This window comes from Nocardia sp. NPDC049526 (genome assembly GCF_044465765.1).
GTDB lineage: Bacteria > Actinomycetota > Actinomycetes > Mycobacteriales > Mycobacteriaceae > Nocardia.
Map to the genome: position 1 here is coordinate 42,565 of NZ_JBITMA010000011.1, position 26,196 is coordinate 68,760.

Here is a 26,196-nt window from a genome sequence, read left to right on the forward strand (position 1 = left end):
CACTCCCGTGACGAGTTCGCGGCGGGTGGAAAAACGACAGCGCATCGACTGCCACACGCTCACCGGCGCGCCGGCGCCGCGTTTGGATCCGCTGACACGTCGACGGTTGGCAAACTGACAGCGAATGGATCGGCGGCCCGCAGGATGGCTTCGCGCGGGACGGCTCGACCACTGCGCGGTGGTGCGGAATCGGCTCCCCGAGCCCTCGCCGGATGTGTTAACAAATGTAAACCGCCTGAGAACCGGCGGTTTCCAAAGCATCACCGGCTGGTCCCCGAAACACCATCCGCGAGCCGCATTTCGGCCGGTCAGAGCGGATCAGCCCTGGTCACATCGATGTCTACGGCATTTCGCGGCAATCGCGCGGTGACCGCCACGTTGCGTCGGCCTCACACCTCACGATCGCGGCGTGCGGGCTGTGAGAGATTCGTTTGGACGTGCGTCGTGGCCTCCTTACAGTCGGTGCAACAGCCCGGTTTCACAGCTCGAAGGGGGCGTCGTGGTTAATTCGCGCACTCAGGCTTCCGCGTCCTCCGATTCGGCCGATCGGCAATCTACCGACGCAAGTGAGGCACTGCTGCGTCTCGGCAAATATTTCCACCGGGGCGAGGTCTCGGCGGATCAGCGCAGCCTGCATCAGGTGGGCGGGCGCAGTGCCGACGAGTTCTATCGGGACCGCTGGTCGCACGACAAGGTGGTGCGCTCCACGCACGGGGTCAACTGCACCGGGTCCTGCTCCTGGAAGATCTACGTCAAGGACGGCGTGATCACCTGGGAGTCGCAGCAGACGGACTACCCGTCGGTCGGCGCGGACAAGCCCGAATACGAACCACGCGGCTGCCCGCGCGGCGCGTCCTTCTCCTGGTACACCTACTCCCCCGCGCGCGTGCGCTATCCGTATGTGCGCGGCGTACTGCTCGAGCTGTACCGCGAGGCGAAGGAGCGGCTCAAGGATCCGGTGCTGGCCTGGGAATCCATTGCCGAGGATCCGGAAAAGGCCAAGCGCTACAAGTCTTCTCGCGGCAAGGGCGGATTCGTCCGCGCGGAATGGTGGGAGGCCGCCGAAATCGCCGCCGCCGCGCACGTGCACACGATCAAGAAGTACGGGCCCGACCGGGTGGCCGGATTCTCCCCCATTCCGGCGATGTCGATGGTCAGCCATGCCGTCGGCGCACGGTTCATTTCGATGCTCGGCGGCTCGATGCTGTCGTTCTACGACTGGTACGCCGACCTGCCGGTGGCCTCCCCGCAGGTGTTCGGCGATCAGACCGATGTGCCGGAATCGGCCGACTGGTTCGATGCGGGCTACCTCATCATGTGGGGTTCGAATGTCCCGGTGACCCGGACCCCGGACGCGCACTACATGACCGAGGCGCGCTACCGCGGTCAGAAGGTCGTCGTGGTCTCCCCCGACTATGCGGACAACACCAAGTTCGCCGATGAATGGGTGCCCGCGCGACCGGGAACCGATGCGGCCCTTGCCATGTCGATGGGACATGTGATCCTCCAGGAATTCTTCGTCGAGCGCAGCACGCCGCGGTTCCTCGACTACGTCAAGCGCTACACCGACCTGCCGTTCCTGGTGTGCCTCGACGATCCGCAGGGCTGGGACGCCAATGGCAACTACCACCACGACGGTGCGCTGCCCGGCAAATTCCTCACCGCCGCCGATCTCGGCCACACCGACGAGACCGCCGAGCACAAAATGGTGCTGCTCGATGCCGAGGGCAATCCGGTGGTGCCCAACGGTTCGCTCGGCCATCGCTTCACCGCGGGTGATGCGGGCAAGTGGAATCTGGATCTCGAGGGCGTCGATCCGCTGCTGACCCTGCACGATCGCGCCGACCAGCACCCGGTCGCGGTGCAGCTGCCGCGCTTCGATACCGATACCGCGGGCGTGCTGGTGCGCGGCGTTCCGACGATAACCGTCGCGGGCAAGCGGGTCACCACGGTATTCGACCTGCTGCTCGCGCAGTACGGCGTGGGCCGTGACGGGCTGCCCGGCATGTGGCCGACCGGCTACGACGATGCCGCGGAGCCCTACACCCCGGCCTGGCAGGAAGCCATTACCGGCGTACCCGCCGCACAAGCGCAGCGGATCGCCCGCGAATTCGCCAATAACGCCGATAAATCCGGCGGCCGCTCGATGATCCTGATGGGCGCGGGCACCAATCACTGGTTCCACTCCGACCAGATCTACCGTTCCTTCTTCACGCTGACTCTGCTCACCGGCTGTCAGGGCGTGAACGGCGGCGGCTGGGCGCATTACGTCGGCCAGGAGAAGTGCCGTCCGGTCACCGGTTGGTCCACCCTGGCTTTCGGCCTGGACTGGCAGCGACCGCCGCGTCAGATGCAGGGCACGGTGTTCTGGTACCTCAGCAATGACCAGTGGCGCTACGACCCGTTCACCGCCCAGTCCTTCGCTTCCCCGCTGGGCACCGGGAAATTCGCGGGCCGCACCGCCGCGGACAATATCGCGCTGGCCAGTCGCCTCGGCTGGATGCCGAGTTATCCGACGTTCGACCGCAATCCGCTGGATCTGGTGGACGAGGCCGAAGCCGCCGGCAAGACCGCGCCCGAACATGTAGTGGACGGGCTGAAATCCGGCGACCTGCGCTTCGCCTGCGAAGATCCCGATGCGCCGGAGAACTTTCCGCGCTGCCTGACCGTGTGGCGGGCGAATCTGCTCGGCTCCTCCGGCAAGGGCAACGAGTACTTCCACAAGCACCTGCTGGGCGCTGATTCCAATCTGCAGACCACCGACGCCGCAGGTGTACGGCCGCAGGAGTTGGTCTGGCGCGAGGAAGCGCCGAGCGGAAAGCTGGATCTGCTGCTGTCGCTGGACTTCCGGATGACGAGCACCACGCTGTTCTCCGATATCGTGCTGCCCGCCGCCACCTGGTACGAGAAGCACGATCTGTCCTCCACCGATATGCACCCGTTCGTGCACGCCTTCTCCCCCGCCATCTCCCCGCCGTGGGAGGCCAAGACGGACTTCGAGGCGTTCCATCGGATCGCGCGTGGATTCTCCTGGATGGCCGAAAAGCATCTGGGCAAGCGCAAAGATATCGTCGCGCTACCGCTGCAGCACGACTCGCCGGATGCGCTGGCGCAGGCCGGTGGCCGCGTACTGGACTGGAAAGCCGGTGAGTGCGAACCGATTCCGGGTAAGACCATGCCGAAGCTGGTCGTGGTCGAGCGGGACTACCCGAAGCTCGCGGAGAAGATGGCCGCGCTCGGACCGCTGATCGATACGCTCGGCGTCACCACCAAAGGCGTCACCACGCATCCGGACGAAGAGGTGGCCTACCTCGCCGGGGTGAACGGCACCGTGGTTTCCGGTGTGGCCCAGGGGCGTCCGTCGCTGGCCAAGGACACCCACGCGGCCGAGGCGATCCTCGCGCTGTCCGGCACCACCAACGGCAGGCTCGCGGTCGAGGGTTTCCGAGCGCTGGAGCGGCGCACCGGCACCGAGCTGGCCGATCTCGCCGCCGAGCACGAGGGCAAGCGAATCACCTTCGCGGACACTCAATCTCGACCGGTGCCGGTGATCACCTCGCCGGAGTGGTCGGGCAGCGAGACCGGCGGACGGCGGTACTCCCCGTTCACCATCAATACCGAACGACTCAAGCCATGGCACACCCTGACCGGGCGCCAGCACTTCTACCTCGATCACGACTGGATGGCCGAACTCGGCGAGCAGTTGCCGGTATTCCGGCCGCCGCTCGATATGAGCGCGCTGTTCAGTGAGCCAGGGGTGGGGTCCGTCGGTGACAACGGCGTCACCGTTCGGTACCTGACCCCGCATTCCAAGTGGTCCATCCATTCGGCGTACCAGGACAACCTGCACATGCTGACGCTCTCGCGCGGCGGGCAGTCGATCTGGATGTCGGATCGCGACGCCGCGAAAATCGGTGTGTCGGACAATGATTGGATCGAGGCGGTCAACCGCAACGGTGTGGTCGTCGCGCGAGCCATCGTCAGCCACCGGATGCCCGAGGGCACGGTGTTCATGTACCACGCCCAGGACCGAGCGGTGGATGTGCCGCGTATCGAGGGTGCGCCGGGCGGATTCGATTGGGGCGCACCGGATAAGCAGCCCGGCAAGGGTAAGCGCGGCGGTATTCACAACGCGCTGACCCGCATCATGATCAAGCCATCGCACCTCATCGGCGGCTATGCGCAGCAATCCTTCGCGCTGAACTACCACGGGCCCACCGGAAATCAGCGCGACGAGGTCACGACCATTCGTCGGCGCAACCAAGAAGTGGAGTACTGACATGGTCCGACGAGGTCACGACGCTCCGCTCGATGGACGCTCGCAGGAAGTGGAGTACTGACATGCGTGTCATGGCACAGATGGCCATGGTGATGAACCTGGACAAGTGCATCGGCTGTCACACCTGCAGCGTCACCTGCAAGCAGGCGTGGACCAACCGCGGCGGCACCGAGTACATGTGGTTCAACAATGTGGAAACTCGTCCCGGACAGGGTTATCCACGGCAGTACCAGGACCAGGAGAAGTGGAAGGGCGGCTGGACGCTCAACAAGCGCGGCAAGCTGACCCTCAAATCAGGTTCGCGACTGAAGCGGCTGCTCAATATCTTCGCCAATCCGGATCTGCCCACGGTCTCCGACTACTACGAGCCGTGGAGCTACGACTACGACAACCTGCTGTCCGCGCCCGCCATGGATACCAGTCCGGTCGCGCGGCCGAAATCGCTGATCACCGGCCAGGATACGAAGATCACCTGGGGCGCCAACTGGGATGACGACCTGGGCTCCGGACCGGAGCAGGTCGGCAAGGACCCGCTGCTGGCCAAGCTGTCGGATCAGGTGAAGCTGGAGTTCGAACAGACCTTCATGTTCTACCTGCCGCGAATCTGCGAGCACTGCCTCAATCCGTCGTGTGTGGCCTCGTGCCCGTCGGGTGCGATCTACAAGCGGTCCGAGGACGGCATTGTGCTCGTCGACCAGGACAAATGCCGTGGCTGGCGACAGTGCGTCAGCGGCTGCCCGTACAAGAAGATCTACTTCAACCACAAGACGGGCAAGGCGGAGAAATGCACGTTCTGCTACCCGCGCGTGGAAGTCGGTATTCCGACGGTCTGTTCGGAGACCTGCGTCGGGCGGCTGCGCTACATCGGCGTCATGCTGTACGACGCGGATGCCGTGGCGGCGGCGGCCTCGGTCACCGAAACCAAGGATCTGTATCCCGCACAGCTCGGGGTGTTCCTCAATCCGCATGATCCGCGGGTGATCGCGGAGGCCGAACGGGCCGGGATCTCGCCGGAGTGGATCGAGGCCGCGCAGAATTCGCCGGTCTACAAACTGATCGTCGATTACCAGATCGCGCTGCCGCTGCATCCGGAATACCGCACCATGCCGATGGTTTGGTACGTGCCGCCGCTGTCGCCGGTGGTGGATGTGCTCTCCGAGACCGGCCACGATGCGGAGGACGCGTCGAATCTGTTCGGCGCCATCGACGCACTGCGCATTCCGGTCGAGTACCTGGCCGAGCTGTTCACCGCCGGTGAGATCGGGCCGGTGCGCGCGTCGCTGCAGCGGCTGGCGGCCATGCGGTCGTTCATGCGCTCGGTGAATCTCGGTATGGAGCCGGATCCGTCGATCGCACCCTCGGTGCGGTTGGCGCCGGAGGAGATCGAGGCGATGTACCGGCTGCTGGCCATCGCGAAATACGAACACCGGTACGTGATTCCGCACGGCGCGACTACGCAGGCACACGAACTGGATTCGCTGGCGACCGGCTGCAGCCTGGACACCGACGGCGGGCCGGGTATGACGGCATTCGACACGATGGTGGAGAAGTTCCATCTGACCGACGCCAATGGCGCTGCGCCGGAGGAGAAGTCGAATCGGATCAATCTGCTGAACTGGGATGGCCGCAACACCGACGGACTGCTGCCCACCGCACGCAATGGCAATGGGCACGGTGCGAACGAGACCAACGGTTCCGCGAAAAACGGTGCGGCCACAAATGGTTCGGCACTGCCCACTGACGGCTCCACCAACGGTTCCGTCACGCCGACGCCGACCGGAGCGACCAAATGAATCCGCTGACACCCGGAGGCGCATCATGGCACTGCTGAAAGTGCGCCGCAGGCCCGAGCCTGTCGCTCAGCTGTCCGAGCGCGATTGCCGCCTGCTGTGGCGGATCGCCGCACTCCTGCTCGATTATCCGAGCGAGCAGATGTTGGCGACCGTCGACCAGATCGATGATGCCGCAACGCAATTGCCGGACGTGGTAGGCGCGCCGCTGCTGGAATTCATTCACCATCTGCGCGCCACCCCGCCGATCACGCTGGCCCAGCAGTACGTCGAAACCTTCGATCTGCGCCGCCGTTCCAGCATGCACCTGACGTTCTACGCCTACGGCGACACCCGCAAACGCGGTATGGCACTGTTGCGGTTCAAGCACGCCTACCGGCACGCCGGTGTCGAACTCGGTGACGAGGAGTTGCCCGACCACCTGCCGGTGCTGCTGGAATTCGCCGCGACCGTCGACCCGATCGGCGGTGAACGTCTGCTGGGCGAACACGTTCCGGTGATCGAGCTCCTGCGACTTTCCCTGGTAGACAACGGATCCCCGTACGCCGGAGTGCTGGCAGCCGTTGTCGCCACCCTGCCGCCGCTGACCACTGCGGACCGGCGTCGCATCGCCGAACTCGCCGCCCAGGGCCCGCCCGAGGAAGAGGTCGGTCTCGACCCCTTCGCCATGGACCCATCGCTGTTCGACGGATCGGAAGCCCGCCGATGACCACCGCCTTCTGGATGACGCTGCCCTACGTGGCCTTCACCTCGTTCGTACTCGGCCACCTGTGGCGCTACCGCAACGACCAATTCGGTTGGACCACACGGTCTTCCCAGATCTACGAGAGCCGTCTGCTGCGGCTGGGCAGCCCGCTGTTCCACTTCGGCATGCTCGGCGTCATCGGTGGGCACGTGCTCGGCGTGCTGATCCCGGAATCCTGGACCGACGCCGTCGGCATCTCCGAGCACACCTACCACGTGGTCGCGGTCGCGGCGGGTTCGGTCGCCGGACTCGCGGTCATCCTCGGCGTCGGCATCCTGCTCTACCGCCGCATCACCGTTCCCGCCGTCCGCAAGGCCACCACGCGCAATGACCAGCTCATGTATGTGCTGTTGGCGGCCGCGCTGATCACCGGTCTGCTCAATACCTGGGGCAGCAATCTGCTGTGGGGTACCTACAACTATCGCGAGACCGTATCCCCGTGGTTCCGTAGCCTTTTCACGGTCCATCCGGAGCCCGAGCTGATGGTCGGCACCCCGTGGACCTTCCAGCTGCATGGTCTCGTCGTGCTGACCCTCATCGCCATCTGGCCCTACACCCGCCTGGTCCACATGTTCAGCGCGCCCGTCGGCTACCTGACCCGGCCGTACATCGTGTACCGCGCAAAGGAATCCAACGCCCCGGACAAGCGCCGCTACGCGCGTGCCTGGGATGCCCCCGTCACGCCCGAAACCTGGCGCTGACCCCCGAGTTCGGGTCCTCTCACCCGATGCCCCGCAGTCCCGTCCTCCCTGATCGGAAGGGCGGGGCTGTGTCTTTTCCCAGCAAACACGCCCGTCGAATCCCGAGGACGCGCCGACGGCCGTGATAGGTATTCGACCCATGTACCGGCTGGTGCGATGCCTGGTTTTCCTCCTCGCGGTCTGCGCCGCGACCATTCCGGTAACCGCCGGAGCCGATCCCGGCTCCCAGATCCTCGAGGTCCGGCCGCTGGGCGGGCGACAGTTCGAGGTCGTGGTCCATTCGGCGGCGATGAATCGGCCCATCACACTGTGGATGTCGCATCCCGGTACAGGTGCGCCCGCGCTCTATCTGCTCAATGCGATCGACGGCGGCGAGGACGGCGGACCGTGGACGCGCCGCACGGACGTCGCGGATTTCTTCGCGGATAAGAACGTCAATGTGATCGTGCCGATGAGTGGGCGCGCGAGTTACTACACCGATTGGCTCAACGACGATCCGGTCCTGGGCCGCAACAAGTGGACGACGTTCCTGACCCAGGAGCTGCCGCCGCTGCTGGGTTCGCGTTTCGCTATGACCGGGCGCAATGCCGTTGCGGGCCTGTCGATGTCGGCGACCTCGGCACTGAATCTGGCCATCGGCGCACCCGGCCTCTATCAGGCGGTGGGCGCATACAGCGGCTGCCCGCGCACCAGTGACCCCGCCGCCATCGCCTATCTGCACTCCCAGCTCGCGGTCTTCGGCGCGAATGCGGGCAACATGTGGGGTACCCCGGACAATCCGGCCTGGGCCGAACACGATCCGATGCTGCACGTCGACCGGCTGCGCGGCTTGGCGCTCTACGTCTCGTCGGGCAATGGCGCACCGGGCGTCCACGAGACCCTCGGCGATGTCGGCATCGAGGGCAATCCGGTCCGGCTGCTCGACCGCATGCTGGTCGGCGGTGTCATGGAGACCGTCATCGATGGCTGCACCGGCCCCTTCGTGGACCGGCTTGCCGAGGCAGGCATACCCGCCACCGTGAATCTGCGTCCGGCGGGCACGCACGCTTGGTCGTACTGGCAGGACGACGTCCACCAGTCCTGGCCGCTGTTCGCTGCCGCGCTGGGCGCATAGCCGACGATTCCTCACGAACTTGTCGGTGCCCTGGACGACAATGCGGTATGGCCTATGACAAAGTGCTCGCCGATCGGATCCGGGAGCTGATCGACCCGACACCCGAGGTGAGCGAGAAGAAGATGTTCGGCGGTCTCGCCTTTCTGATCAACGGCAACATGGCGGTAGCAGCGAGCCGGACGGGCGGTCTGCTCGTCCGCGTCGACCCGGCGGAGAGCACCACCCTGCTCGCCCGCGAATACGTCGGCGCGATGGTGATGGGCGGTCGCGAAATGAACAACTGGCTGCGGGTCGACGGCGCGGCCGTCGCCGATGACGAAGCGCTCGATGAATGGATCGACCGCGGCGTCAGCTATGCGCGTTCGCTGCCGCCGAAGGAGAAATAGCGGTTCAGTGGACCAGGCGGCGGAAGGTGAGTTTGTCGAATTCCCGACCGTATTCGTCCACCGCGACCACATCCATTTCGCTGGCGAAAATGCCGGGGCGGACATCGACGCGCAGGAACGAGTAGTTGCGGAACCGCACCCGCGACCAGGGGGCCGCCTCGTCCTGCTTGCCGCCGGATGCAGTCCAGACATAGCTGTTCGGGACCGCGGTGTCCGGTAATTCGTGGCCCCGGAACGTTTCCTGCGAACCGGGTTGGAAGTCGTAGCGCGGCCGGCCACCCCCGCCGACGGTGTAGTAGACCGTGCCGTCCGTATCCGGGTAGACGATCGAATTGTCCGCGGCGATCCTGGTCGCGGCGCCGGCGCGGATCGGATCCGTGCGTTCGTAGACATGATTGTGGCCCTGCAGCACCAGATCCACTTGATACCGGTCGAACAATCCGGCCCACGCATCGCGCACGCCGCCGTCGCTGGCATGGGCGTCGGTGGTCGAGTACGCGCAGTGGTGGAAGAAGCAGACCAGGAAGTCGATATTCGGATCCGCGCGGTAGGCGGCGAGGGTGCGCTCCACCCAACTCGTCTGCGCCCCACCGGAATACCCGGTATTGGCCTTGATCTCATAGCTGACGTCATTGGCGTCGAGCGAGAGCACCGCGACATTGCCGTAGGTGAACGAATACGCCGACGGGCAGCCCGCGGGGCCGTTGCCGGGGAAGTCCAACCGCGCCAGATGTCCGCCGTAGCCGCGCTGGCCGTAGGTCGCTTCCATATCGTGGTTGCCGGTGGCGAACATCCACGGCGTCTCGGCGGCACTGCGTTCGATGGCCCCGAAGTAGACATCCCAGACGTAGGGGTTGTACTTGTCGAACCCGGATTCGAGCTTCGCGCCGTTGGCGACGAATTCGTTCGGCTTGCCCCCGCCGGACGGGTCGGCATAGGCGATATCACCGGCGAGAATGTGGAAATCCGGTTTGGCGGCGGCGATTTGGCGCAGCACATTGCTCGCGTGCGGCGCGTTCGGATCGTTATCGGCTTTGTAGTACTTATCGTCGTAGTCGCCGGGCACTGTGCCCTGCGGCAGCGCCGGAGTCTCGTCGGTGCCCTGATCGCCCATCATGGTGAACCGGAACGGCAGGATTGCGCTACGCGCACTCGGCATCGCGGGAGCGGCGGCACGGATATCGCCGGTGAAGCCGTCGGAGGTGCGCCAGCGATAGAAGTGCGGCACACGCCCGGGTAGGCCGTCGACCGGGGCGTGCACGTAGAACTGTTCGGCCGCGAGGACGCCGCCGTCGGCGGAGGGGACCTGGGTCAGCAGATTGCGCACCTCGGCCTCGATGCTGCCGCCGAGCGCGGGCGTCGGGCCGTGGTCCAGAAAGACTTTGGTACCGGCCGGCGGCCGGGAGAGCTGACCGGCGAACCGGAGCTGACTCGTCGCATCCGGCCCGTATCCGACACGTCGACCACCGACCGCGAGCTGCAGGTCCTCGGCGTAGGCGCGCCTGCCGAACGGTGAGGTTCCGACAGCCGCGACCGCGGCGGCCGCTGCGGTACCGCGCAGCACATTGCGCCGCGAGACCGGGTGCCGACGTAGGTAGTTCCGATGCCACTCATGCTGCTCGTCCATGGTCATCTGGGCGGCGTTGGCAGCGGGAATTCCGGTATCCGGAAGATCGCCAGCGGGGTTCATCGGATTCGACGGCACGGCATCCGATGCTCTACGGCCCCGGCGCATCACGCAACTCGACGCCGCTTCCCACACACGAACAATTCATGAACTCTCGGGCCCGCGCGACACGATAGCTACGCAATTCGCCCAAAACGCACGAATGCCCCAGCGACAGTGGCGATCTCGCCCCTTTTTCGACGACGTCTTCGGGACTAGGCTGCGGCGATGACGCCATTTACGCGTGCGGTGGCCGCCGCGGTTGTCCTGGGCGGTTCGGTATTCGGTGCCGCGACCGCGCATGCGACGCCCGGAACCGATATCACCGCGGTCACTCTCGCCCAGGCGCAGATCCCCGCGGGCCTGCTGCCGTTCGTCGCGGGCACCGACCTCGTCGTCCGCGAAATCACCATCGCCCCAGGCGGTTCCACCGGCTGGCACTATCACTACGGTCCGGTCTTCGGCTTCGTCCGCTCGGGCACCCTCACCCATCCGGGCCCCGACTGCGTGGCCCCGGTCTTGCACACCGGCGATTTCATCTACGAACCCGAGGGCGCCTGGAACGTGCACATCGGCCGCAATCTCGGCCCCGACCCGCTCGTCCTCGACGTCGTCTACGCGCCGCCCACCGGTAAGCCGCTCTTCGAAGACGCCGACGCCCCCGACTGCGCCTAGTCAGCCCGGCGTCCGCTGCCGCACCAGCGGCAGGTACACCTCGTCGACGATTTCGATGAGCACATCATCGGGTGCGGTGGGGACCCCGCGCAGTACGAATTCGTTGCGCAACAAGACGATTGCCACCGTGGCGACCCGTGGATGCAGGGCCTCCGGTGCGGCCTCGCCGCGGGCGACCGCGCGGCCGAGAATGGTCAGCCAGGTGGCGGCACCGGAGTCCGTGGAGTGCTCGGGTAGCTGCGCGAGCAGTTCCGCCGCGCCACCGGCCGCCGCCAATAAGTCGCGCATGACCGCGCCGAGGGGTGAACTCCAGTGGCGGTTGGCGCGGCGCAGCATCTCGAGTACGTCCTCGCGCAGGTTCCCGGTATCGGGGGGCTGAACGGCGGTGGTCAGCTGCCGGTAGGCGGCGATGCCGAGCGCCAGTCGATTCGGCCAGCGGCGGTAGATGGCGTTTTTGTTGGTGCCCGCGCGGGCCGCGACCTTGTCCATGGTCAGTCCGGCGTATCCGGATTCGGTCAGTTCCTCTGCTGCGGCGCGCAGAATCGCCTCCTCGAGCGCTGTGCCGCGCCGCCGCGTTTGCCCGGGTTGTGCCACGGCCGCCCTTTCCGTAATGGGCACTCATCGTACCTTCTGATCTGAGCGTGACTGCCGAAACTTTGATCCTTAAGGTACGGTCAGTACCTTAATTGGACTTCGACGAAAGGACACACCCATGCGCGCAAAAGGCATCAGTTACAGCACCGGCTTCCTCGGCATAGGCGGGCTGTCCCGGCAGTCGTTCGACGCGGCCGAGGTCGAGCGGGAGCTCCGCATCATCCGAGATGACCTGCACTGCAACGCAATACGCGTGATGGGCGGCGATCCGGATCGGATCGAGCTCGCCGCGACCTACGCCGCCGAACTCGGCCTGGAGGTCTGGTTCTCGCCCTATCCGCTGGAGCTCGACCCCGACGAGGTGCTCGCACTGCTCGCCGACTGTGCCGAGCGCACGGAACGCCTGCGACAGCATGGGGCCGAGGTCGTCTTCGTGGCCGGTGCCGAGCTGAGCCTGATGAACCATGGATTCCTGCCCGGCAGCAATATCGACGAGCGCCTCGAGCTACTGCTGCGACCGGATCGGCTGCGCGAGCAGATCGGGGAGGTCAGCGCGCGGGTCAATGAATTCCTGGACAAGGCCGTCGCGGCGGTCCGGGAACATTTCGGCGGCAAGATCACCTATGCCGCGGTTCCGCTCGAGCGCGTCGACTGGGCGCCCTTCGATATCGCCTCGGTGGATCTGTATCGGTCCGCCGAGATCGCCGACCGGTTCGCCGATGGCGTCGAAACCCTTGTCGCCCAGGGCAAGCCGCTCGCGATCACAGAGTTCGGCGCGGCCACCTTCCACGGCGCGGGCGATCGCGGAGCACTCGGCCTGGAGATCGTCGAACACGATCCGGACACCGGCACGCCACTGCGCGTGAACGGCGGCTACCGCCGCGACGAGGCGGGCCAAGCCGCTTACCTCCGCGCGCTACTGGAGATCTTCGACGCCATGGGCGTGGACAGCACCTTCGTCTTCACCCTCGCCCTGCACGACCACCCGCACCGCCCCGATGGCGACCCACGCGCCGACCTGGACCTGGCCAGTTACGGCATCGTCAAAGTCTTCGAAAACCGCCCGGGCGACACCTATCCGGACCTGCCATGGGAACCGAAGGCCGCGTTCCATACCCTCGCCGACTACTACCGAGAGCACTGAACCAGATGGCCCGTACTCCCAACCGCAAGGTAGACTCGAACATAAGTTCGAATCAAGGGGATCTGGATGCGGGCGTTACGTCGAGCCGAGATTGCCGGGTTGCTGGCCAGCGATATCGTCGCGCACCTGGCCACCATCGACGCGGCCGGATATCCGCATGTCACGCCGATATGGTTTCTGTGGGATCAGCAGGCATTCCGGCTGACCAGTTGGGCGGGGCGGCCGCATTTGCGGCGGATTCTGGCGAATCCGCGGGTCGGGTTGGTGATCGACCGGGAGGTGGTGGGTTCACGGGACGGCGGGCAGCGGCCGAATCGGCAGGTGCGGGTGATCGGAGATGCCGAACTGACCATCGATGCGGATGGTGTGTGGACTCAGCGCATCTGGGAGAAGTACGGCAGCGGGCCGGTGCTGGGCGAGGTGGAGCGTGCGCGGATGCTGATCACGATCACGCCAGACCGCTTCATCGCCGTCGCGAGCGTCTGACCTGCACGAAAAATTTCTTCAGAAAATTTCGCGGAGATACGTCGAAGACGTCGGGGCAGCTCCGACCGAAGGGTGACAGCAGGTCATAACCAACCCAAGGAGCCCACCATGTCGGTCAACACTTTCCTCTGGTTCGACAACGACGCCGAGGAAGCCGCCGCCCGCTACACCGCGCTGATCCCCAACTCTCGCATCGTGGATGTCAATCGCCACCCCGATGGCTCGGCGTTCATCGTCTCGATCGAACTCGACGGTCACCCGTACACCCTGATGAACGGCGGTCCCGGGCATCCGTTCACAGATGCCGCATCGATCCAGGTGATCGTGGATACCCAGGCCGAGGTCGATCGCCTGTGGGACGCCCTGATCGATGGCGGTGAGCCCGGGCCGTGCGGCTGGCTCACCGACCGCTACGGCCTGTCCTGGCAGGTCGTCCCCGCGACCCTGCTCACCCTCATGGACGGTGCGAACCCCACCAAGACCGGCGCCGCCGCCGCGGCGCTGCAGTCCATGTCCAAGCTCGATATCAAGGTTCTGCAGGACGCGTACGACAACGCCTGAGACCGGGCACGCCGTCTGATAGCCGGGCACCCACACACAGGGTGCCCGGCTACGACAAGGGGTGGATGTGCAGCGCCTGCGCACTCAATGGTCGGCGAGATCCGATTCGGGCGACAGCCGCACGGATTCGAGTGAGCGGGGCAAGGTTACCGCGACGGACTCGCCCGGTCCGCGCCGCCGCCCATCCCACTCACGCACCCGGAACATCACGCCCTTACAGGAGACGCGCGGGCGCACGTACAATAAGTCGTACGACTACCGTGTGAGGTGCGAGAGATGACCAAAGCGCTACCCATATCGACCGTGCGCCAGAACCTGTTCGGACTGGTACAGCAGGTCAACGACGACCACGATACTGTGACCGTCGTATCCAAGAGCGGCGAGAACGCCGTACTCATAGCCGAAAGCGATTACAACTCGCTGATGGAAACGCTATACGTTCTGCGCACCCATGGCGGCGTGAAGCTACTCCAATCCGCCGAGGATGCCCGCGCGGGACGCACAGAGGCGCACGCGCTCATCGACCCCGGCCAGGACTGAGCCTATGGCCGACCGGAAACTCACGTTCACCACTCAAGGCTGGGAGTCCCACACGGACTGGATGACCACCAACCGGGCCGTGCTGAAAAGCGCGAATAAAATCATCGACGCCACACTCCGCGACCCGTTCGAGGGGATCGGCAAACCCGAGCCGCTACGCCACCACCTTGCTGGGCACTGGTCACGGCGAATTACCCAAGAGCATCGGTTGATCTACTACGTGACAGACACCGAAATCGTTGTGGTACAAGTCGGTTCACACTACGAAGACTGACGGCTGAACAACAAGGCTTCGAAGCCCGCGTCATTCGACGCACTCCGAAATGTCGCCGCCGACCGCCGTCGTCAGGCCCGATCAGGATGCCGAAACCACCTCCGCGAAGACATCGTCGAGGTTGCTCGCGGTGAGTCCGAAGGTCTCCCGGGTGGTGGTGTCGTCGACGGTGAACTCGCGATGCGACATGTGGTAGGTCTCGAACAATTCGCCCCAGAACGGGTCGGTGTGGCCGAGCAGGGTCAGCTCGCGGTCGGTCATCACCTCGAGCCGCGGCGCCGGGGCATCCGCTGTTGCGGCGAAGCGCTCGGCGGCCGCACGCAGGGTGCTGGTGATGGTCGGAGCGAGCCAGGCACGCCCCCAAGCGTTTTCGTTGCGCGCGACCGCGACGAGTGCGGCGGCCGCGTCACCGATCGCGGTGTAGGAGTGTGGCAGATCCAGATCCTGCGGGACCAGAGCGAGTTGGCCCGCAACCACTTTCGGCTGCACCAGCAGCGAGAACAGCGAAACCGCACCGCGGCCGAGGAATTGGCCCGCCCTGACCTCGGTGACCCGCACCCGGCCCGCATCGTGCGCCGCCTTGGCATCGAGCCACATCTGCGCGCGCACCCGCCCCTTGGGGCCGGTAGCAGCCAGCGGTGTGTCGTCGGTGACCACACCGTCCACCGGGCCGTAGCCGTACAGATTGCCGAGCATCACGTAGTTCGCACCGGAGTGCTCCGTGGCCGACAGTATGGCTCCGAACAGTGGCGGTACCGCCTCCGGCCAGGTGTGATAGGCGGGCATCGCGGTATTGAATACGGTATCCGCGCCCTTTACGAGATCGGTGAGCGTGGTCGCGTCCACGGCATCGGTTGCGATCAGCTCGATATCGGGATGCTGCGGGCCGGTCCCACTGCGGCTGATCATCCGCACCTGGCCGCCGGATTCGGCCAACCGGACCGCGGTTGCCGAGGCGGTGGCGCCCCGGCCGATGATGACATGCGAAGGCATGCGACTTCCCTTCTGAGACAAGATGATTCACGCAACCGAGATAATTTGCCGATCGCGTGCCGTCAACATTGCCCGGTGCGGGACCGCTAGACTAGTGGCCAGTCAGCCATCTATCCCAAGGATCCAGCCATGAAGACCGTGGCCGTTGTCGCCGTCGCGCCGGTGAAGCCCTTCGAACTCGCCATGCCCGGAACCATGCTCGGCTCGGTGGCGGTGGACGGTGAGCCGTGTTACCGGATGTTGGTGTGCACCGCCGAACCCGGCGTTGTTCCCGGCGCACTGGGCGGCTTCGATGTCGTGGTGCCGCGCGGACTGGATGCGCTCGACGAGGCGGATACCGTCATCGTGCCGAGCACCGGCAGTCGAGGGACCGCCGACGCGGCCACCATCGCGGCACTGCGCCGGGCCGTCGATCAAGGCAAACGGGTCACGTCGATCTGCAGTGGCGCATTCGTATTGGCCCAGGCCGGGCTGTTATCCGGCCGCACCGCGACCACGCACTGGGGTCTGGCCGACGAACTCGCCGCGATGTTTCCCGATGTGACCGTGCGCGCCGACGCACTGTTCATCGAGGACGGACCGGTGACCACCGCCGCCGGTGCCGCCGCCGGAATCGACCTGTGCCTGCACCTGATTCGCACCGACTACGGTGCGACGGTCGCCAATGCCGCGGCCCGCGCCGCTGTGGTGACACCGGTACGCCCCGGCGGCCAAGCGCAATTCGTCGACTCGCCCCTGCCGCCGGAGAACGGCCTCACCCTCTCGGCCACCCGCACCTGGGCCCTGGAACGACTCGACACTCCCCTATCCCTGGACGATCTGGCCACCCACGCCCGCACCAGCGTGCGCACCCTCACCCGCCGCTTCCACGAGGAAACCGGCCTCAGCCCGCAGAAATGGCTACTGCACCAACGCATTCAGCGCGCCCGCGAACTCCTCGAATCCACCACCCTGCCCATGGACCAGGTCGCCCGCCACAGCGGCATCGGCTCCGCGGAATCCCTGCGCCAGCACATGATCCGCCACGTCGGCTTACCCCCGAGCGCCTACCGCACCTCCTTCACCCGCACCCCGCGCCGATCGGCATGAGCGAACCCGAGGCGGCGGCTATACCTGAATGACAGTCAGCTAGGGCACGACAGAGCGAACCCGGTGTCCTGACTCACTACCGGCCATCTGTGTGCGATCGCAGTTGCCCGGCAGATTGCCAGCCCGGAATGCCGCTGAACAGCGCTGGGGCTCAGCCGAATCCGGCCGATGCGGTCCCGCCTTGATACACCAACCGCCGCCGAGTGCCGGCGTCATGGACGGTCGGTAAAGTGAACTCGACCCGCTATCCAGGCTGTACCAGGAGGCATTCGGTGAATGCGAAAACGTTCGTGAACGGCTTCAACTCGGTGACGCTGACCTTGACGAATGCACCCTTGGTTGGGGCGCTCATGCGCAAGAGCTTCGTCGAGATCAGTTACGTGGGCCGCCGTTCCGGCAAAACCTTCAGCACGCCCGTGAACTACCGCCGTTCCGGCGATTCGATCGTCATCGGAGTTGCACTCCCGGATCGAAAGAGTTGGTGGCGCAACTTCACCGATGAAGGCGGCCCGATCACGCTACACCTCGAGGGCGGCGACCGGCGTGGTCACGCACTCGCACATCGTGACGAGCGCGGGCGGGTCACGGTGCGTGTCCACCTGGACGATTCGCACTGACCAACCCGAACCCTTTTGCCCCCGAACACAACTGGCGAAGATCATTTATCAACCGGGCCAGCGGAGGGGCAGGAATCGCACAATCGTGGCCAACCGGCCAAGCCGTGGCCAATCATTCCGAGATTTGGCCACGACTTTCGAGACCCTGCATGGTCTCACTCTCGAGGGTCAGGGGCACTCGAACTCACCATCGTTCACGCCCGCGGTGAAGGCCGACCATTCGCCCGGGGTGAATACGAGCGCCGGACCGGTCGGGTTCTTGGAATCGCGGACACCAACCATGCCGCCATCGAGGAACGCAACCTCGACGCATTCAGCATGCGCCCCACTGCGGCTGCTCTTGAACCACCTGGCACCGGATAGATGGATGCTCACCTCAAATGCTCCTTCGCTGTCCGCCGAAGCAGGCTCCTGCTGCTGACCTCATCCAGCGCGGCTCGCTCCATCGCCTCGTACGCCCCAGCGTACCGCCGCAGGCTGGCGGACTTCTCCATGTACAAATCCCCAGCGTACGTCTCGGCGTACACCACAGTGCGTGCCTCCTCACCAAACCGCAAGACGACAAAGGACCCGACAGAATCGCCGAGCGGGATGCCCGCTGTGAAGGGAAGTACTCGGACTGTGATGTTGGGCCGGGTACTCATATCCGCGACGTGACGCAGTTGGGGATCCATCACCTTGCCACTACCTACGACGCGGCGAATCGCGCCTTCATGAATGATGACCCGGAATGTAATCGCGTTAACCTTGCGCGTAATGAGGCGCTGCCGTCGCAGCTTCGGCTGGACGCGACGCTCGATCTCCTCGGCCGCCTCGAGCGGAAACGCGCTCCGCATGAGCGCACGGGCATAGTCAGGTGTCTGCAACAGGCCAGGGATCAGGTCGGGTTGGTACGTAGCGATCTCTTGGGCAGCGGCCTCCAGCCCAAAGTATGTTAAGAAGCTGGCCCGGACCGCGCCCTCGTAGTCATGCCACCAGTTCTTGGAATCAGCTTGCATAGCAAGCCCTTTCATTGCCTCAGTCTTTACCTCGTCGAACTCGTACAACTTGCAGAGCGCCTCGATCTCCAGCGGCTGAAGCTTTTTCGTGATCCCCTTCTCGATTCGCAGCAGAGTCGGGGCCGAGCGGTTGATGTGCTCGGCCGCCTTGGCAAGGCTCATGCCCTGCTCCTCGCGGGCCTCTCGAAGGTACTGGCCGAGTTGACGCTTCGGCAAAGACTGCGGTTCGCTCGTTTCATCCATGCCCGTCTCCCCTTCTGTGACGTTTCAATTTGAAGCAGCACTTGCGAATATCTGTAATCCACGCAGGCTTTTTGCGGAGCTTCCCGCGAAATTGCAGATCGGCAGCTCCGAGCGGCCTGCTCGGTGGTCTTCTAGATATGCGCCCGGCACGGCGCCAACTCTCCTCGAACAGTCCGCTTCCACCCGAAAACATTCAGGGACTTGCCGAGGCTCAGACACACAACTATAGCCATCGAGGTACGGGAGGACCGCAGATGCCGAACCATGAGCTTCCCCAACGAGATCCGTTCATCGGTCCACCCACCAGCTACGTCGGTGCGTCGGCCGATGTTGTCGAGTTGTTCGCGAACGCGATTCAAGAGTGGGCAGAGCAGATCGCGCCCATCGAGTCGTCCCGGTGCCGGGGTGTCGATTCCCTTGGCATCGGGCGTGCCGGTGGAGAGGTGAGGTGATGCGGCGAAATATGTTGCGAACCGCCCGAACTCGCGACGGCGACAAGATTGCGGTGTGGCAGCTGATCCATAGTTCGGCACGTGTACTGCGGGTGCAGTTCCCTCGCGAGTCGTTCACCGCACATCGGCTTCCGTCGCGCACGCCGCTTCCGGATGCGCAGCCCGGAACCATCCTGTTCGACGTAAATCCGGATCTGGCCGATGCGCGCGAGTTGCTGCCCGCGCACGACGACCTCTGGGACGTGCTGCGCAACGACTATTGGACCGTGCTGCTATGCGCGGCAGGCCGCCCGAAACCGTTGGGGCACAACGCAGATGAATGAGATCGAGCCCCACAGAGACGAAATCGCCCCCGCTGTAAAGGCACTACTCACCGCCTTCCACGAAGACACGCGACGCAAGCTCGAACTGGCTCCCACCAATAGCGCCACGCTGTGCCAACTCGCGGACGGTTCACTATGTGTCGTAGGTGCGGACGGCTGGCTCATCGAGTATGACGACCTGGACGAAACCGACGTAATCGATATCAACCTGACCAGCGCCGTGCCATATGCGTCTGCGCTTGTCGAACATTCCGGGTGCCATCAGCCTGACCTACACTGTGATGCGGCCCGTGGATGCCAAATGGAGGGGTGCCGGTGCGACAGCGAGCAACAACGATCATCGCAGTTTTGGCGGGGGTGGTTCTCTTGATCGGGGGCTGCGGGTCGACCACCAAAGGCACACCCACCGCGAGCACGACTCCCACTACCGACATCACGGCCGCGACAGCTACCCTGTGGGACCCCTGCCAGATCGCCCAGGATGTATGGCGCAGGATCGGCGTCGACCCATCCACGCTCACATCCGATATCGGCGGCACCCAAGAACCCGGATTCAAGCTGTGCGGCGGCCACGACACCAAGCCCGAGCGGACCTTCGATGTGACGATATGGTCGACCATCCACACAGTGGAGGACTACCGAAGGAAAGAGGGCAACACCGAATTCGTCCCAGTCACTGTCGCGGGGCGTGATGGTGTCCGGTATCGGCCAGCGGCTGACAAGCGCGGCGACCAGTGCGTACTCATGTTTCCAGCCAGGCAGGGCTCATTCTCGGTGACTGTGTTGAAGCAGGAAGCAAGCAGCCCCGTGGCACCATGTGACCGCGCTACCGCGGTTGCCGAGATTGTGGTTCCATTGTTGCCACAGTGACCGAGCGATAAGGGGGCCGCCGTGTCGATGGATGAGGAAATCACCCGCTGGCGCCATCTCGCGGATGAAGCACAGGCGGGTCGGCTGACCCTCGATCCATCGGTCGCAAACGACTGCTACGCAGCCTGCGAGAAACAGATCCGAATCTACGAAGATTGCCGATACCTGCTTCACCAGATGAACCATGTCACTGGGCTGGGCAAATTCGAATGCGCGGACCAGCTGGCGAAAATGCTGGGCGAGAAAGCCATTGGCGGTGACGGGGATGTCGACTCCGCACTCGCCGAGCATATCGAGGTGGTGAAGCTGATCCGTGACACGATCAAAGTGTCGGTCCAACGGATCAGTGAGCAGGAGCAGCAGAACGCCCAGAGCATCGCTGGTATTCAGATCCAGTGACATTCTCTGGAACCAGCCGACGAGTACCAGTCCCAGTGGCGGCGAACGCGCCCTAACCCGATCGAACCGGTTAGGGCGCGTTCGCCGCAATATCAGCGCTCGTACTGCGCCGCCTACGCGCTACGCCCCGCTGACTTCCACAGGGAATGTGTTGGTCCGCACCAGTTCTCGGGCAGCAGCACGGTAGCGGTCGGCGATCAGACGGACGACAGCCGGGTGAACACCGATCGGTTCAGCAACACCATCAGCTCCCGCCTCGTGCAGGCGCTGCTGGAACAGACCGTGCGCCAGCAGATACGAGGCGATGAAGACGCGCCGCGCGCCCGACTCGCGAAGTTCGGCAACGACTTCCGGCACGCGCGGAGCTCCGGTGGCGACGTAGCCGATGCGAACCGGGACATCCAGATGTTCGGCCAGCATGCCCGCTGCGCGCCGAACATCCTGGCGGGCACGGGCATCCGATGATCCGGCCGCCGCGAAGACCACCGCGTCACCCGGACGCCAGCCTGCGGCACGCAGTCGCATGGCCATGATGCGGGCCAATGCCGGATCCGGTCCCATCGCGGGTGTCACCGCCACCTCGGGATGACCGCTCTCGGCCACCTCCCGAGGCACATCCTGATACACGTGGTATCCGGAGGCGAGGAAGGCCGGAACCAACACGGCGGGAACCGATTCTCCTTGGGCATCGGTGAGATCACGTAGGACCTCGGACGGCGATGGGCCGAGTACGTCCACGAAAGCAGTACGCACCCACGGCTTCTCGGTGGCCTCCGGCCCGCCGGCGACGACGCGATGTTCACGAACCGGAGCCGCGGAGGTATCGGCGTCGCGCCCCGAAATCGCGACGCCGAGCTCTCGTGTAACCGCCTCGGCGAGCGCGGCGATCATCTGCACACCCCTGGTACTCCTGGTGCCGTGGGCGACCAGAACCAGGGCCGGAGCCGTCACCAGCTCCCCGCAGGCTGTGCGTACCTCGGCGCGCGGGCCGGGGTACCGATGCCCGCTACCGGCGCACGGCCGGTAGCGACGTTGCGCGGAAAGTCATCGGCGCAATCCGCGGCGTCCAGCGCTAATCGGTAGCCCCGCTTGACCACGGTCTGAATGGCTTTCGGGGTACCGAGCCCGGCGCGCAACCGCGCGATCGCGGTCTCCACGGCATGGGTGTCGTCACCGCCGCCGGGCAACGCGGCGAGCAGATCCTCCCGGGAAACCACCCGGCCGGGCTGCCGTGCCAGCGATCGCATCAAGGCCATCGGTGCCGGCGCGAGCTGACGCACCGAACCGTCGACCACCACGCACGCCCCGCGCACACTGATGGCGTGTCCGGCGGCCTGAATTCGATTGGCGCGCCGCGGCAATTCCTCGGCGACGTGCCGGGCCAGCGCACCCAGGCGCGCCCGTCCAGGCATCGAAGTCGCCACACCCAGCTCCTCCAGCGGAGCCGCGGTGATCGGCCCGACGCAGGCGGGCAACACCCGTCCACGCAGCGCGTGCAGCACACCCTCCAGCAGGCCGGTTTCCTTGGCGCGCATCAACATCGACGCCACGGCGGGCGCACTTGTGAAGGTCACGCAGTCCAGGCTCGAGGTGATGATGGCCTCGATCAGGTTGTCCATCGGACCCTGATCATCCGGCGGCACCCAGCGATACACCGGCACCGGAACGACATCCGCACCGGCACAACGCAATACCTCACAGAAGTCCGGAACCGGCTCCCATTCCGTTGTCGCGCCGTGCAATTGGACCGCGATCCGCACACCCTCCACGCCCTCGGCGAGCAGGTGGTCGAGCACCTCGGCGGAAGATTCCGACGCGGGCGACCATTCCTCACGCAGTTCGGCGGCGCGGATGGCGCCCTTGGCCTTCGGCCCACGCGCCAGCATCCTGGTGGACGACAGCGTCAGCCGCAGATCCTCGGCGATGCCCCAGCCCTCGGCCGCTTCCATCCAGCCGCGAAATCCGATGCCGGTGGTGGCCACCACGATCTGCGGTGGATCGGCCACGAGGTCGCGGGTCACCCGCTCCAGTTCGGTGTCGTCGGCCAGCGGGATGATCCGGATGGCGGGAGCGGCGACGATACCGGCACCCCGTCGGGTGAGCAGCGTGGCGAACTCATCGGCCCGCCTGGCGGCCGTGACGCCGACCGTGAAACCGGCCAGACAGGCGCCCGTATCGATTGTTGTCATGCCGATCCACCATCCGTGGCGACGAGTCCGGCATCGACCGGCTCATTGGAAACCGAAACGATGCCGTCCTCGACGCGCACCGCGTATACCGGCAGCGTCGCCGAATCGTCGTCCAGGCAGTGCCCGTCCAGGAGCGAGAACGCCTGCTTCAGCAGCGGTGAGGCCACTACCGGAATACCGGCGCGGTCACCGACGATCCCGCGCGACATCACTGCCGCCCGGCCGATCGGATCGATATTGCCGACGGCGGCGAGGGTGCCATCGGTCATCAGGAACAGAGCGGCCTGTCGGCCACCCTTCAGCAACACCGCGACGCCGCGGCCGGGAATCAGGTAGTCGAGTCGGCACGCCTGCGTCCAACCCGAGGGGGATGGCAAGTCGGCGGAGCCGACTGGGTGGGTGAACACAGTGGTAGCTGTGGCAATGCCGGGGGTATCCATCACGGTCATCGGTGTCATCCTCCAAACGCCTTACCCATTGGTACAGGCGCCCTGTTTCTTCGGGGTTAAGCGGCTATTGCCCGCGTGTGGCGACCGGGATCTCCGGCATGCCGAGCAACACAGGGACCTTCCGCTCCCCGGTCGCATCGAACGAAATGGTCGGATCGGCCTCTTCGGGGGCATTGACAAAGGACACGAAGCGCGACAACTTCTCCTCGTCGTCGAGCACCGCGGCCCATTCGTCGCGATAGCCGGCGACATGCTGGGCCATGGCCGCCTCCAGATCGTCGGCGATGCCGAGGCTGTCCTCGCAGATGACCTGCTTGAGATAGTCGATACCGCCCTCGAGCGCCTCCTGCCACGGCGCGGTGCGCTGCAACCGGTCGGCGGTGCGGACGTAGAACATCAGGTACCGGTCGATGTACTTGATCAGCGTCTCGTCGTCCAGATCACCGGCGAGTAGCACCGCATGCTTCGGGGTCAGACCGCCGTTGCCGCCGACATACAGGTTCCAGCCGTGCTCGGTAGCGATGACACCGACGTCCTTGCCGCGGGCCTCGGCACATTCCCTGGCGCAGCCCGAGACGGCCAGCTTCAGCTTGTGCGGCGACCGCAGTCCGCGGTAGCGCTTCTCCAACAACACGGCCATACCGACCGAATCCTGCTGGCCGTAGCGGCACCAGGTGGAGCCGACGCAGCTCTTCACGGTGCGCAGCGACTTGCCGTACGCGTGCCCGGATTCCATGCCGACATCGACAAGGCGCTTCCAGATCAGCGGCAGCTGTTCGACACGCGCGCCGAACAGGTCGATCCGCTGACCGCCGGTGACCTTGACGTACAGGTCGAATTCCTTGGCGATCTGGCCGATGGTGATCAGCTGATCCGGGGTGACCTCGCCGCCGGGCATCCGCGGCACCACCGAGTAGGTGCCGTTCTTCTGCAAATTCGCCAGGAAGTGGTCGTTGGTGTCCTGCAGCGCGGCCTGTTCGCCGTCGAGGATGTGATCGCTCGAGGTGGAGGCGAGGATGGAGGCGACCGTCGGCTTGCAGATATCGCAGCCGGTGCCCTTGCCGTGCTTGGCGATCAGGGCGGAGAAGGTGCGGATGCCGGTGACCTGGACGATCTGGAACAGCTCGGCGCGCGACTGCGAGAAGTGCTCGCACAGCGCCTTGGACATCTCGACGCCGGACTGCTCCAGCAGCTTCTTGAGCATGGGAACACAACCGCCGCAAGAGGTTCCGGCGGACGTGCACTTCTTGATGCCCGGGATATCGCAGGCGCCCTCTTCGATGGCCCCGCAGATCGCACCCTTGGACACGTTGTTGCAGGAGCAGATCTGGGCATCGTCGGGCAGCGAGTCGGCACCGAGTTCGGCGCCGGCGGGCGAGATCAGCGCCGCCGGTTCGGCGGGCAGCGGACGCCCGACCAGCGGACGCAGCGCCGAGTACGCGGTCGCGTCGCCGACCAGGATGCCGCCCAACAGGATCTGCGCGTCATCGGAGACGACGAGTTTCGCGTAGGTGCCCTTGGCGGCGTCGTGCAGCACGACCGATAGCGCGCCCTCGGTGGTGCCGTGCGCATCACCGAAGCTGGCGACGTCGACGCCGAGCAACTTGAGCTTGGTCGACATATCCGCGCCGGGGAATTCGCCTGCGCCACCGAGCAATCGGTCCGCGACGATCTCGGCGGTGGTGTAGCCGGGGGCGACCAGGCCGTAGCAAACACCTTCCACCGCAGCGCATTCGCCGATCGCGTAGATGTTCGGATCGGAGGTCTGCAGGCCGAGGTCGGTGACGATGCCGCCGCGCGGGCCGACCTTGATGCCGCTGTCGCGGGCGATCTGGTCGCGCGGGCGGACACCGGCGGAGAAGACCACCAGTCCGGCGTCGATCACCGTGTCGTCGGAGAGCGTAACCTTCAGGCGCTCAGCCGCTCCCGCGTCCACGACGGTCTCGATCGATGCGGTGCCGACACCGGTGTGCACTTGCAGCCCGAGATCGGTGACCAGCTTCTCCAGGATGGCGCCACCACCCTCGTCGACCTGGGCGGGCATCAGGCGGGGGTTGAACTCCACCACATGCGGCGTCATGCCGAGCAGGCGCAGCGCATTGGCCGCCTCCAGACCCAGCAGACCACCACCGACGACCACACCGGCCGCACCGGATCCGGCCGCGGCGGCCGCCGCGCGGATGCCGTCCAGGTCATCGATGGTGCGGTAGACAAAGCACTCCGGCAGGTCGTGCCCCGGCACCGGCGGTACGAACGGGTACGAACCGGTCGCCAGCACCAGCGCGTCGTAGGCGATGGTGTCGCCCGCCGAAGTGGTGACCTTGCGCGCGTCGCGGTCGATGGACTGCGCGGTCTGGCCGAGACGCAGCTCGACCAGTTCGTCACCGGCGTATTCGTTACCGGGCAGCGCCAGCGCGGCGGGATCCCAGTTGCCGACGTAGGACGAGAGTCCGACGCGGTCGTAGGCGGGCAGCTGCTCCTCGCTGAGGATGACGACCTGCCACCGGCCTGCCTCGTCCCGGGACCGCAGCGCCTCCACGAACCGGTGCCCGACCATGCCGTGGCCGGCGACCACGACGGTCTTGCGCTGGGTGGGGTCGACTGTCGAGTTCATGACTG

General features: G+C 65.4%; 26 protein-coding genes and 1 pseudogene. 17 read left to right on the forward strand and 10 right to left on the reverse strand.

The annotated features are described in order from the left end of the window. Nucleotides 1-499 precede the first annotated feature (499 nt). The 6 genes and pseudogenes from ACIBW7_RS30950 (at nucleotide 500) to ACIBW7_RS30975 (ending at nucleotide 9,015) form a co-directional block, all read left to right on the forward strand. Entirely contained in the window at nucleotides 500-4,279 is a 3,780-nt protein-coding gene (locus tag ACIBW7_RS30950) for a nitrate reductase subunit alpha (protein WP_397052476.1), read from the forward strand. A 62-nt stretch (nucleotides 4,280-4,341) separates the two neighbouring features. After that, nucleotides 4,342-6,072 carry a nitrate reductase subunit beta gene (gene narH / locus ACIBW7_RS30955; RefSeq protein ID WP_397052478.1) on the forward strand — a complete coding sequence of 577 codons (1,731 nt, stop codon included), beginning with the start codon at nucleotides 4,342-4,344 and terminating at the stop codon, nucleotides 6,070-6,072. Nucleotides 6,073-6,097: 25 nt separating this feature from the next. Further along, nucleotides 6,098-6,778, forward strand: coding sequence for a nitrate reductase molybdenum cofactor assembly chaperone (gene narJ / locus ACIBW7_RS30960; protein ID WP_397052480.1), 681 nt, complete (start codon nucleotides 6,098-6,100; stop codon nucleotides 6,776-6,778). Between the two features lie 14 nt (nucleotides 6,779-6,792). Beyond that, nucleotides 6,793-7,428: pseudogene (gene narI, locus ACIBW7_RS30965) on the forward strand (respiratory nitrate reductase subunit gamma); the annotation flags it as partial. A gap of 226 nt (nucleotides 7,429-7,654) precedes the next feature. Then, complete coding sequence (locus ACIBW7_RS30970; RefSeq protein WP_397052482.1) at nucleotides 7,655-8,629, forward strand: alpha/beta hydrolase; 975 nt, start codon at nucleotides 7,655-7,657, stop codon at nucleotides 8,627-8,629. 47 nt (nucleotides 8,630-8,676) lie between these two features. After that, nucleotides 8,677-9,015 (forward strand): TfoX/Sxy family protein, encoded by a 339-nt coding sequence (locus ACIBW7_RS30975; RefSeq protein WP_397052484.1) that lies wholly within the window; start codon nucleotides 8,677-8,679, stop codon nucleotides 9,013-9,015. A gap of 4 nt (nucleotides 9,016-9,019) precedes the next feature. Here ACIBW7_RS30975 and ACIBW7_RS30980 read toward each other — a convergent pair whose 3' ends face one another. Then, the gene (locus ACIBW7_RS30980; RefSeq protein ID WP_397052486.1) at nucleotides 9,020-10,720 is read right to left on the reverse strand and encodes a metallophosphoesterase; all 1,701 of its coding nucleotides are present in this window, start codon (nucleotides 10,718-10,720) and stop codon (nucleotides 9,020-9,022) included. Nucleotides 10,721-10,909: 189 nt separating this feature from the next. On the opposite strand from ACIBW7_RS30980, the gene ACIBW7_RS30985 reads away from it, so the two are divergent. Next, nucleotides 10,910-11,356: a cupin domain-containing protein gene (locus ACIBW7_RS30985; protein ID WP_397052488.1), complete on the forward strand. Its 447-nt coding sequence runs from the start codon at nucleotides 10,910-10,912 to the stop codon at nucleotides 11,354-11,356. Here the strand turns inward: ACIBW7_RS30985 and ACIBW7_RS30990 are convergent, their stop codons facing one another. Continuing rightward, entirely contained in the window at nucleotides 11,357-11,974 is a 618-nt protein-coding gene (locus ACIBW7_RS30990) for a TetR/AcrR family transcriptional regulator (RefSeq protein ID WP_397052490.1), read from the reverse strand. Between the two features lie 94 nt (nucleotides 11,975-12,068). Between ACIBW7_RS30990 and ACIBW7_RS30995 the strand changes: the two genes are divergently transcribed. The 5 genes from ACIBW7_RS30995 (at nucleotide 12,069) to ACIBW7_RS31015 (ending at nucleotide 14,955) form a co-directional block, all read left to right on the forward strand. Next, complete coding sequence (locus tag ACIBW7_RS30995; RefSeq protein ID WP_397052492.1) at nucleotides 12,069-13,094, forward strand: hypothetical protein; 1,026 nt, start codon at nucleotides 12,069-12,071, stop codon at nucleotides 13,092-13,094. A gap of 66 nt (nucleotides 13,095-13,160) precedes the next feature. Further along, nucleotides 13,161-13,580 carry a pyridoxamine 5'-phosphate oxidase family protein gene (locus tag ACIBW7_RS31000; RefSeq protein WP_397052494.1) on the forward strand — a complete coding sequence of 140 codons (420 nt, stop codon included), beginning with the start codon at nucleotides 13,161-13,163 and terminating at the stop codon, nucleotides 13,578-13,580. 108 nt (nucleotides 13,581-13,688) lie between these two features. Continuing rightward, nucleotides 13,689-14,141, forward strand: a complete 453-nt coding sequence (locus ACIBW7_RS31005; RefSeq protein WP_397052496.1) for a VOC family protein — start codon at nucleotides 13,689-13,691, stop codon at nucleotides 14,139-14,141. A 276-nt stretch (nucleotides 14,142-14,417) separates the two neighbouring features. Then, entirely contained in the window at nucleotides 14,418-14,681 is a 264-nt protein-coding gene (locus ACIBW7_RS31010; RefSeq protein ID WP_397052498.1) for a type II toxin-antitoxin system Phd/YefM family antitoxin, read from the forward strand. Between the two features lie 4 nt (nucleotides 14,682-14,685). Further along, nucleotides 14,686-14,955, forward strand: coding sequence for a Txe/YoeB family addiction module toxin (locus ACIBW7_RS31015; protein ID WP_397052500.1), 270 nt, complete (start codon nucleotides 14,686-14,688; stop codon nucleotides 14,953-14,955). 81 nt (nucleotides 14,956-15,036) lie between these two features. Here ACIBW7_RS31015 and ACIBW7_RS31020 read toward each other — a convergent pair whose 3' ends face one another. Next, nucleotides 15,037-15,948 (reverse strand): NAD-dependent epimerase/dehydratase family protein, encoded by a 912-nt coding sequence (locus ACIBW7_RS31020; RefSeq protein ID WP_397052502.1) that lies wholly within the window; start codon nucleotides 15,946-15,948, stop codon nucleotides 15,037-15,039. Between the two features lie 129 nt (nucleotides 15,949-16,077). Between ACIBW7_RS31020 and ACIBW7_RS31025 the strand changes: the two genes are divergently transcribed. Both ACIBW7_RS31025 and ACIBW7_RS31030 read left to right on the forward strand, forming a co-directional pair. Beyond that, nucleotides 16,078-17,037 (forward strand): GlxA family transcriptional regulator, encoded by a 960-nt coding sequence (locus tag ACIBW7_RS31025; RefSeq protein ID WP_397052504.1) that lies wholly within the window; start codon nucleotides 16,078-16,080, stop codon nucleotides 17,035-17,037. A 272-nt stretch (nucleotides 17,038-17,309) separates the two neighbouring features. Beyond that, entirely contained in the window at nucleotides 17,310-17,654 is a 345-nt protein-coding gene (locus tag ACIBW7_RS31030) for a hypothetical protein (RefSeq protein ID WP_397052506.1), read from the forward strand. Between the two features lie 168 nt (nucleotides 17,655-17,822). On the opposite strand, the gene ACIBW7_RS31035 is transcribed toward ACIBW7_RS31030, so the two are convergent. Both ACIBW7_RS31035 and ACIBW7_RS31040 read right to left on the reverse strand, forming a co-directional pair. Further along, on the reverse strand, nucleotides 17,823-18,029 hold the full coding sequence (locus ACIBW7_RS31035; protein WP_397052508.1) for a DUF397 domain-containing protein: 207 nt from the start codon (nucleotides 18,027-18,029) through the stop codon (nucleotides 17,823-17,825). Beyond that, nucleotides 18,026-18,895 (reverse strand): helix-turn-helix domain-containing protein, encoded by an 870-nt coding sequence (locus ACIBW7_RS31040; RefSeq protein ID WP_397052511.1) that lies wholly within the window; start codon nucleotides 18,893-18,895, stop codon nucleotides 18,026-18,028. The genes ACIBW7_RS31035 and ACIBW7_RS31040 overlap by 4 nt, the downstream gene beginning before the upstream one ends. A 451-nt stretch (nucleotides 18,896-19,346) precedes the next feature. Between ACIBW7_RS31040 and ACIBW7_RS31045 the strand changes: the two genes are divergently transcribed. Further along, nucleotides 19,347-19,670 carry a hypothetical protein gene (locus ACIBW7_RS31045; RefSeq protein WP_397052513.1) on the forward strand — a complete coding sequence of 108 codons (324 nt, stop codon included), beginning with the start codon at nucleotides 19,347-19,349 and terminating at the stop codon, nucleotides 19,668-19,670. Between the two features lie 133 nt (nucleotides 19,671-19,803). On the opposite strand, the gene ACIBW7_RS31050 is transcribed toward ACIBW7_RS31045, so the two are convergent. Continuing rightward, the gene (locus ACIBW7_RS31050; protein WP_397052515.1) at nucleotides 19,804-19,932 is read right to left on the reverse strand and encodes a hypothetical protein; all 129 of its coding nucleotides are present in this window, start codon (nucleotides 19,930-19,932) and stop codon (nucleotides 19,804-19,806) included. A 32-nt stretch (nucleotides 19,933-19,964) separates the two neighbouring features. Here ACIBW7_RS31050 and ACIBW7_RS31055 point away from each other — a divergent pair, with 32 nt between their 5' ends. Next, nucleotides 19,965-20,540 (forward strand): DUF3558 family protein, encoded by a 576-nt coding sequence (locus tag ACIBW7_RS31055; protein ID WP_397052517.1) that lies wholly within the window; start codon nucleotides 19,965-19,967, stop codon nucleotides 20,538-20,540. A gap of 21 nt (nucleotides 20,541-20,561) precedes the next feature. Beyond that, on the forward strand, nucleotides 20,562-20,939 hold the full coding sequence (locus ACIBW7_RS31060; RefSeq protein ID WP_397052519.1) for a hypothetical protein: 378 nt from the start codon (nucleotides 20,562-20,564) through the stop codon (nucleotides 20,937-20,939). Nucleotides 20,940-21,059: 120 nt separating this feature from the next. Here ACIBW7_RS31060 and ACIBW7_RS31065 read toward each other — a convergent pair whose 3' ends face one another. From ACIBW7_RS31065 to nirB, 4 genes are all read right to left on the reverse strand, one after another. Beyond that, on the reverse strand, nucleotides 21,060-21,890 hold the full coding sequence (locus tag ACIBW7_RS31065) for a sirohydrochlorin chelatase (protein WP_397052521.1): 831 nt from the start codon (nucleotides 21,888-21,890) through the stop codon (nucleotides 21,060-21,062). Next, the gene (locus ACIBW7_RS31070; protein WP_397052523.1) at nucleotides 21,887-23,128 is read right to left on the reverse strand and encodes a uroporphyrinogen-III synthase; all 1,242 of its coding nucleotides are present in this window, start codon (nucleotides 23,126-23,128) and stop codon (nucleotides 21,887-21,889) included. Before ACIBW7_RS31070 ends, ACIBW7_RS31065 begins: the two co-directional genes overlap by 4 nt. Then, nucleotides 23,125-23,577 (reverse strand): nitrite reductase small subunit NirD, encoded by a 453-nt coding sequence (gene nirD / locus ACIBW7_RS31075; protein ID WP_357478823.1) that lies wholly within the window; start codon nucleotides 23,575-23,577, stop codon nucleotides 23,125-23,127. Before nirD ends, ACIBW7_RS31070 begins: the two co-directional genes overlap by 4 nt. Before the next feature lie 64 nt (nucleotides 23,578-23,641). Next, nucleotides 23,642-26,191 (reverse strand): nitrite reductase large subunit NirB, encoded by a 2,550-nt coding sequence (nirB, locus tag ACIBW7_RS31080; RefSeq protein WP_397052526.1) that lies wholly within the window; start codon nucleotides 26,189-26,191, stop codon nucleotides 23,642-23,644. Nucleotides 26,192-26,196 lie beyond the last annotated feature (5 nt).

What these genes read in the sequence shown, in the direction of transcription:
- narH (WP_397052478.1), top strand. Translation starts at nt 4,342, where the DNA reads ATGCGTGTCATGGCACAGATGGCCATGGTGATGAACCTGGACAAGTGC.
- narJ (WP_397052480.1), top strand. Translation starts at nt 6,098, where the DNA reads ATGGCACTGCTGAAAGTGCGCCGCAGGCCCGAGCCTGTCGCTCAGCTG.
- ACIBW7_RS30970 (WP_397052482.1), top strand. Translation starts at nt 7,655, where the DNA reads ATGTACCGGCTGGTGCGATGCCTGGTTTTCCTCCTCGCGGTCTGCGCC.
- ACIBW7_RS30975 (WP_397052484.1), top strand. Translation starts at nt 8,677, where the DNA reads ATGGCCTATGACAAAGTGCTCGCCGATCGGATCCGGGAGCTGATCGAC.
- ACIBW7_RS30985 (WP_397052488.1), top strand. Translation starts at nt 10,910, where the DNA reads ATGACGCCATTTACGCGTGCGGTGGCCGCCGCGGTTGTCCTGGGCGGT.
- ACIBW7_RS30995 (WP_397052492.1), top strand. Translation starts at nt 12,069, where the DNA reads ATGCGCGCAAAAGGCATCAGTTACAGCACCGGCTTCCTCGGCATAGGC.
- ACIBW7_RS31000 (WP_397052494.1), top strand. Translation starts at nt 13,161, where the DNA reads ATGCGGGCGTTACGTCGAGCCGAGATTGCCGGGTTGCTGGCCAGCGAT.
- ACIBW7_RS31005 (WP_397052496.1), top strand. Translation starts at nt 13,689, where the DNA reads ATGTCGGTCAACACTTTCCTCTGGTTCGACAACGACGCCGAGGAAGCC.
- ACIBW7_RS31010 (WP_397052498.1), top strand. Translation starts at nt 14,418, where the DNA reads ATGACCAAAGCGCTACCCATATCGACCGTGCGCCAGAACCTGTTCGGA.
- ACIBW7_RS31015 (WP_397052500.1), top strand. Translation starts at nt 14,686, where the DNA reads ATGGCCGACCGGAAACTCACGTTCACCACTCAAGGCTGGGAGTCCCAC.
- ACIBW7_RS31020 (WP_397052502.1), bottom strand. Translation starts at nt 15,948, where the DNA reads ATGCCTTCGCATGTCATCATCGGCCGGGGCGCCACCGCCTCGGCAACC.
- ACIBW7_RS31025 (WP_397052504.1), top strand. Translation starts at nt 16,078, where the DNA reads ATGAAGACCGTGGCCGTTGTCGCCGTCGCGCCGGTGAAGCCCTTCGAA.
- ACIBW7_RS31040 (WP_397052511.1), bottom strand. Translation starts at nt 18,895, where the DNA reads ATGGATGAAACGAGCGAACCGCAGTCTTTGCCGAAGCGTCAACTCGGC.
- ACIBW7_RS31045 (WP_397052513.1), top strand. Translation starts at nt 19,347, where the DNA reads ATGCGGCGAAATATGTTGCGAACCGCCCGAACTCGCGACGGCGACAAG.
- ACIBW7_RS31050 (WP_397052515.1), bottom strand. Translation starts at nt 19,932, where the DNA reads ATGGCACCCGGAATGTTCGACAAGCGCAGACGCATATGGCACGGCGCT.
- ACIBW7_RS31055 (WP_397052517.1), top strand. Translation starts at nt 19,965, where the DNA reads ATGCCAAATGGAGGGGTGCCGGTGCGACAGCGAGCAACAACGATCATC.
- ACIBW7_RS31070 (WP_397052523.1), bottom strand. Translation starts at nt 23,128, where the DNA reads ATGACAACAATCGATACGGGCGCCTGTCTGGCCGGTTTCACGGTCGGC.
- nirD (WP_357478823.1), bottom strand. Translation starts at nt 23,577, where the DNA reads ATGACCGTGATGGATACCCCCGGCATTGCCACAGCTACCACTGTGTTC.
- nirB (WP_397052526.1), bottom strand. Translation starts at nt 26,191, where the DNA reads ATGAACTCGACAGTCGACCCCACCCAGCGCAAGACCGTCGTGGTCGCC.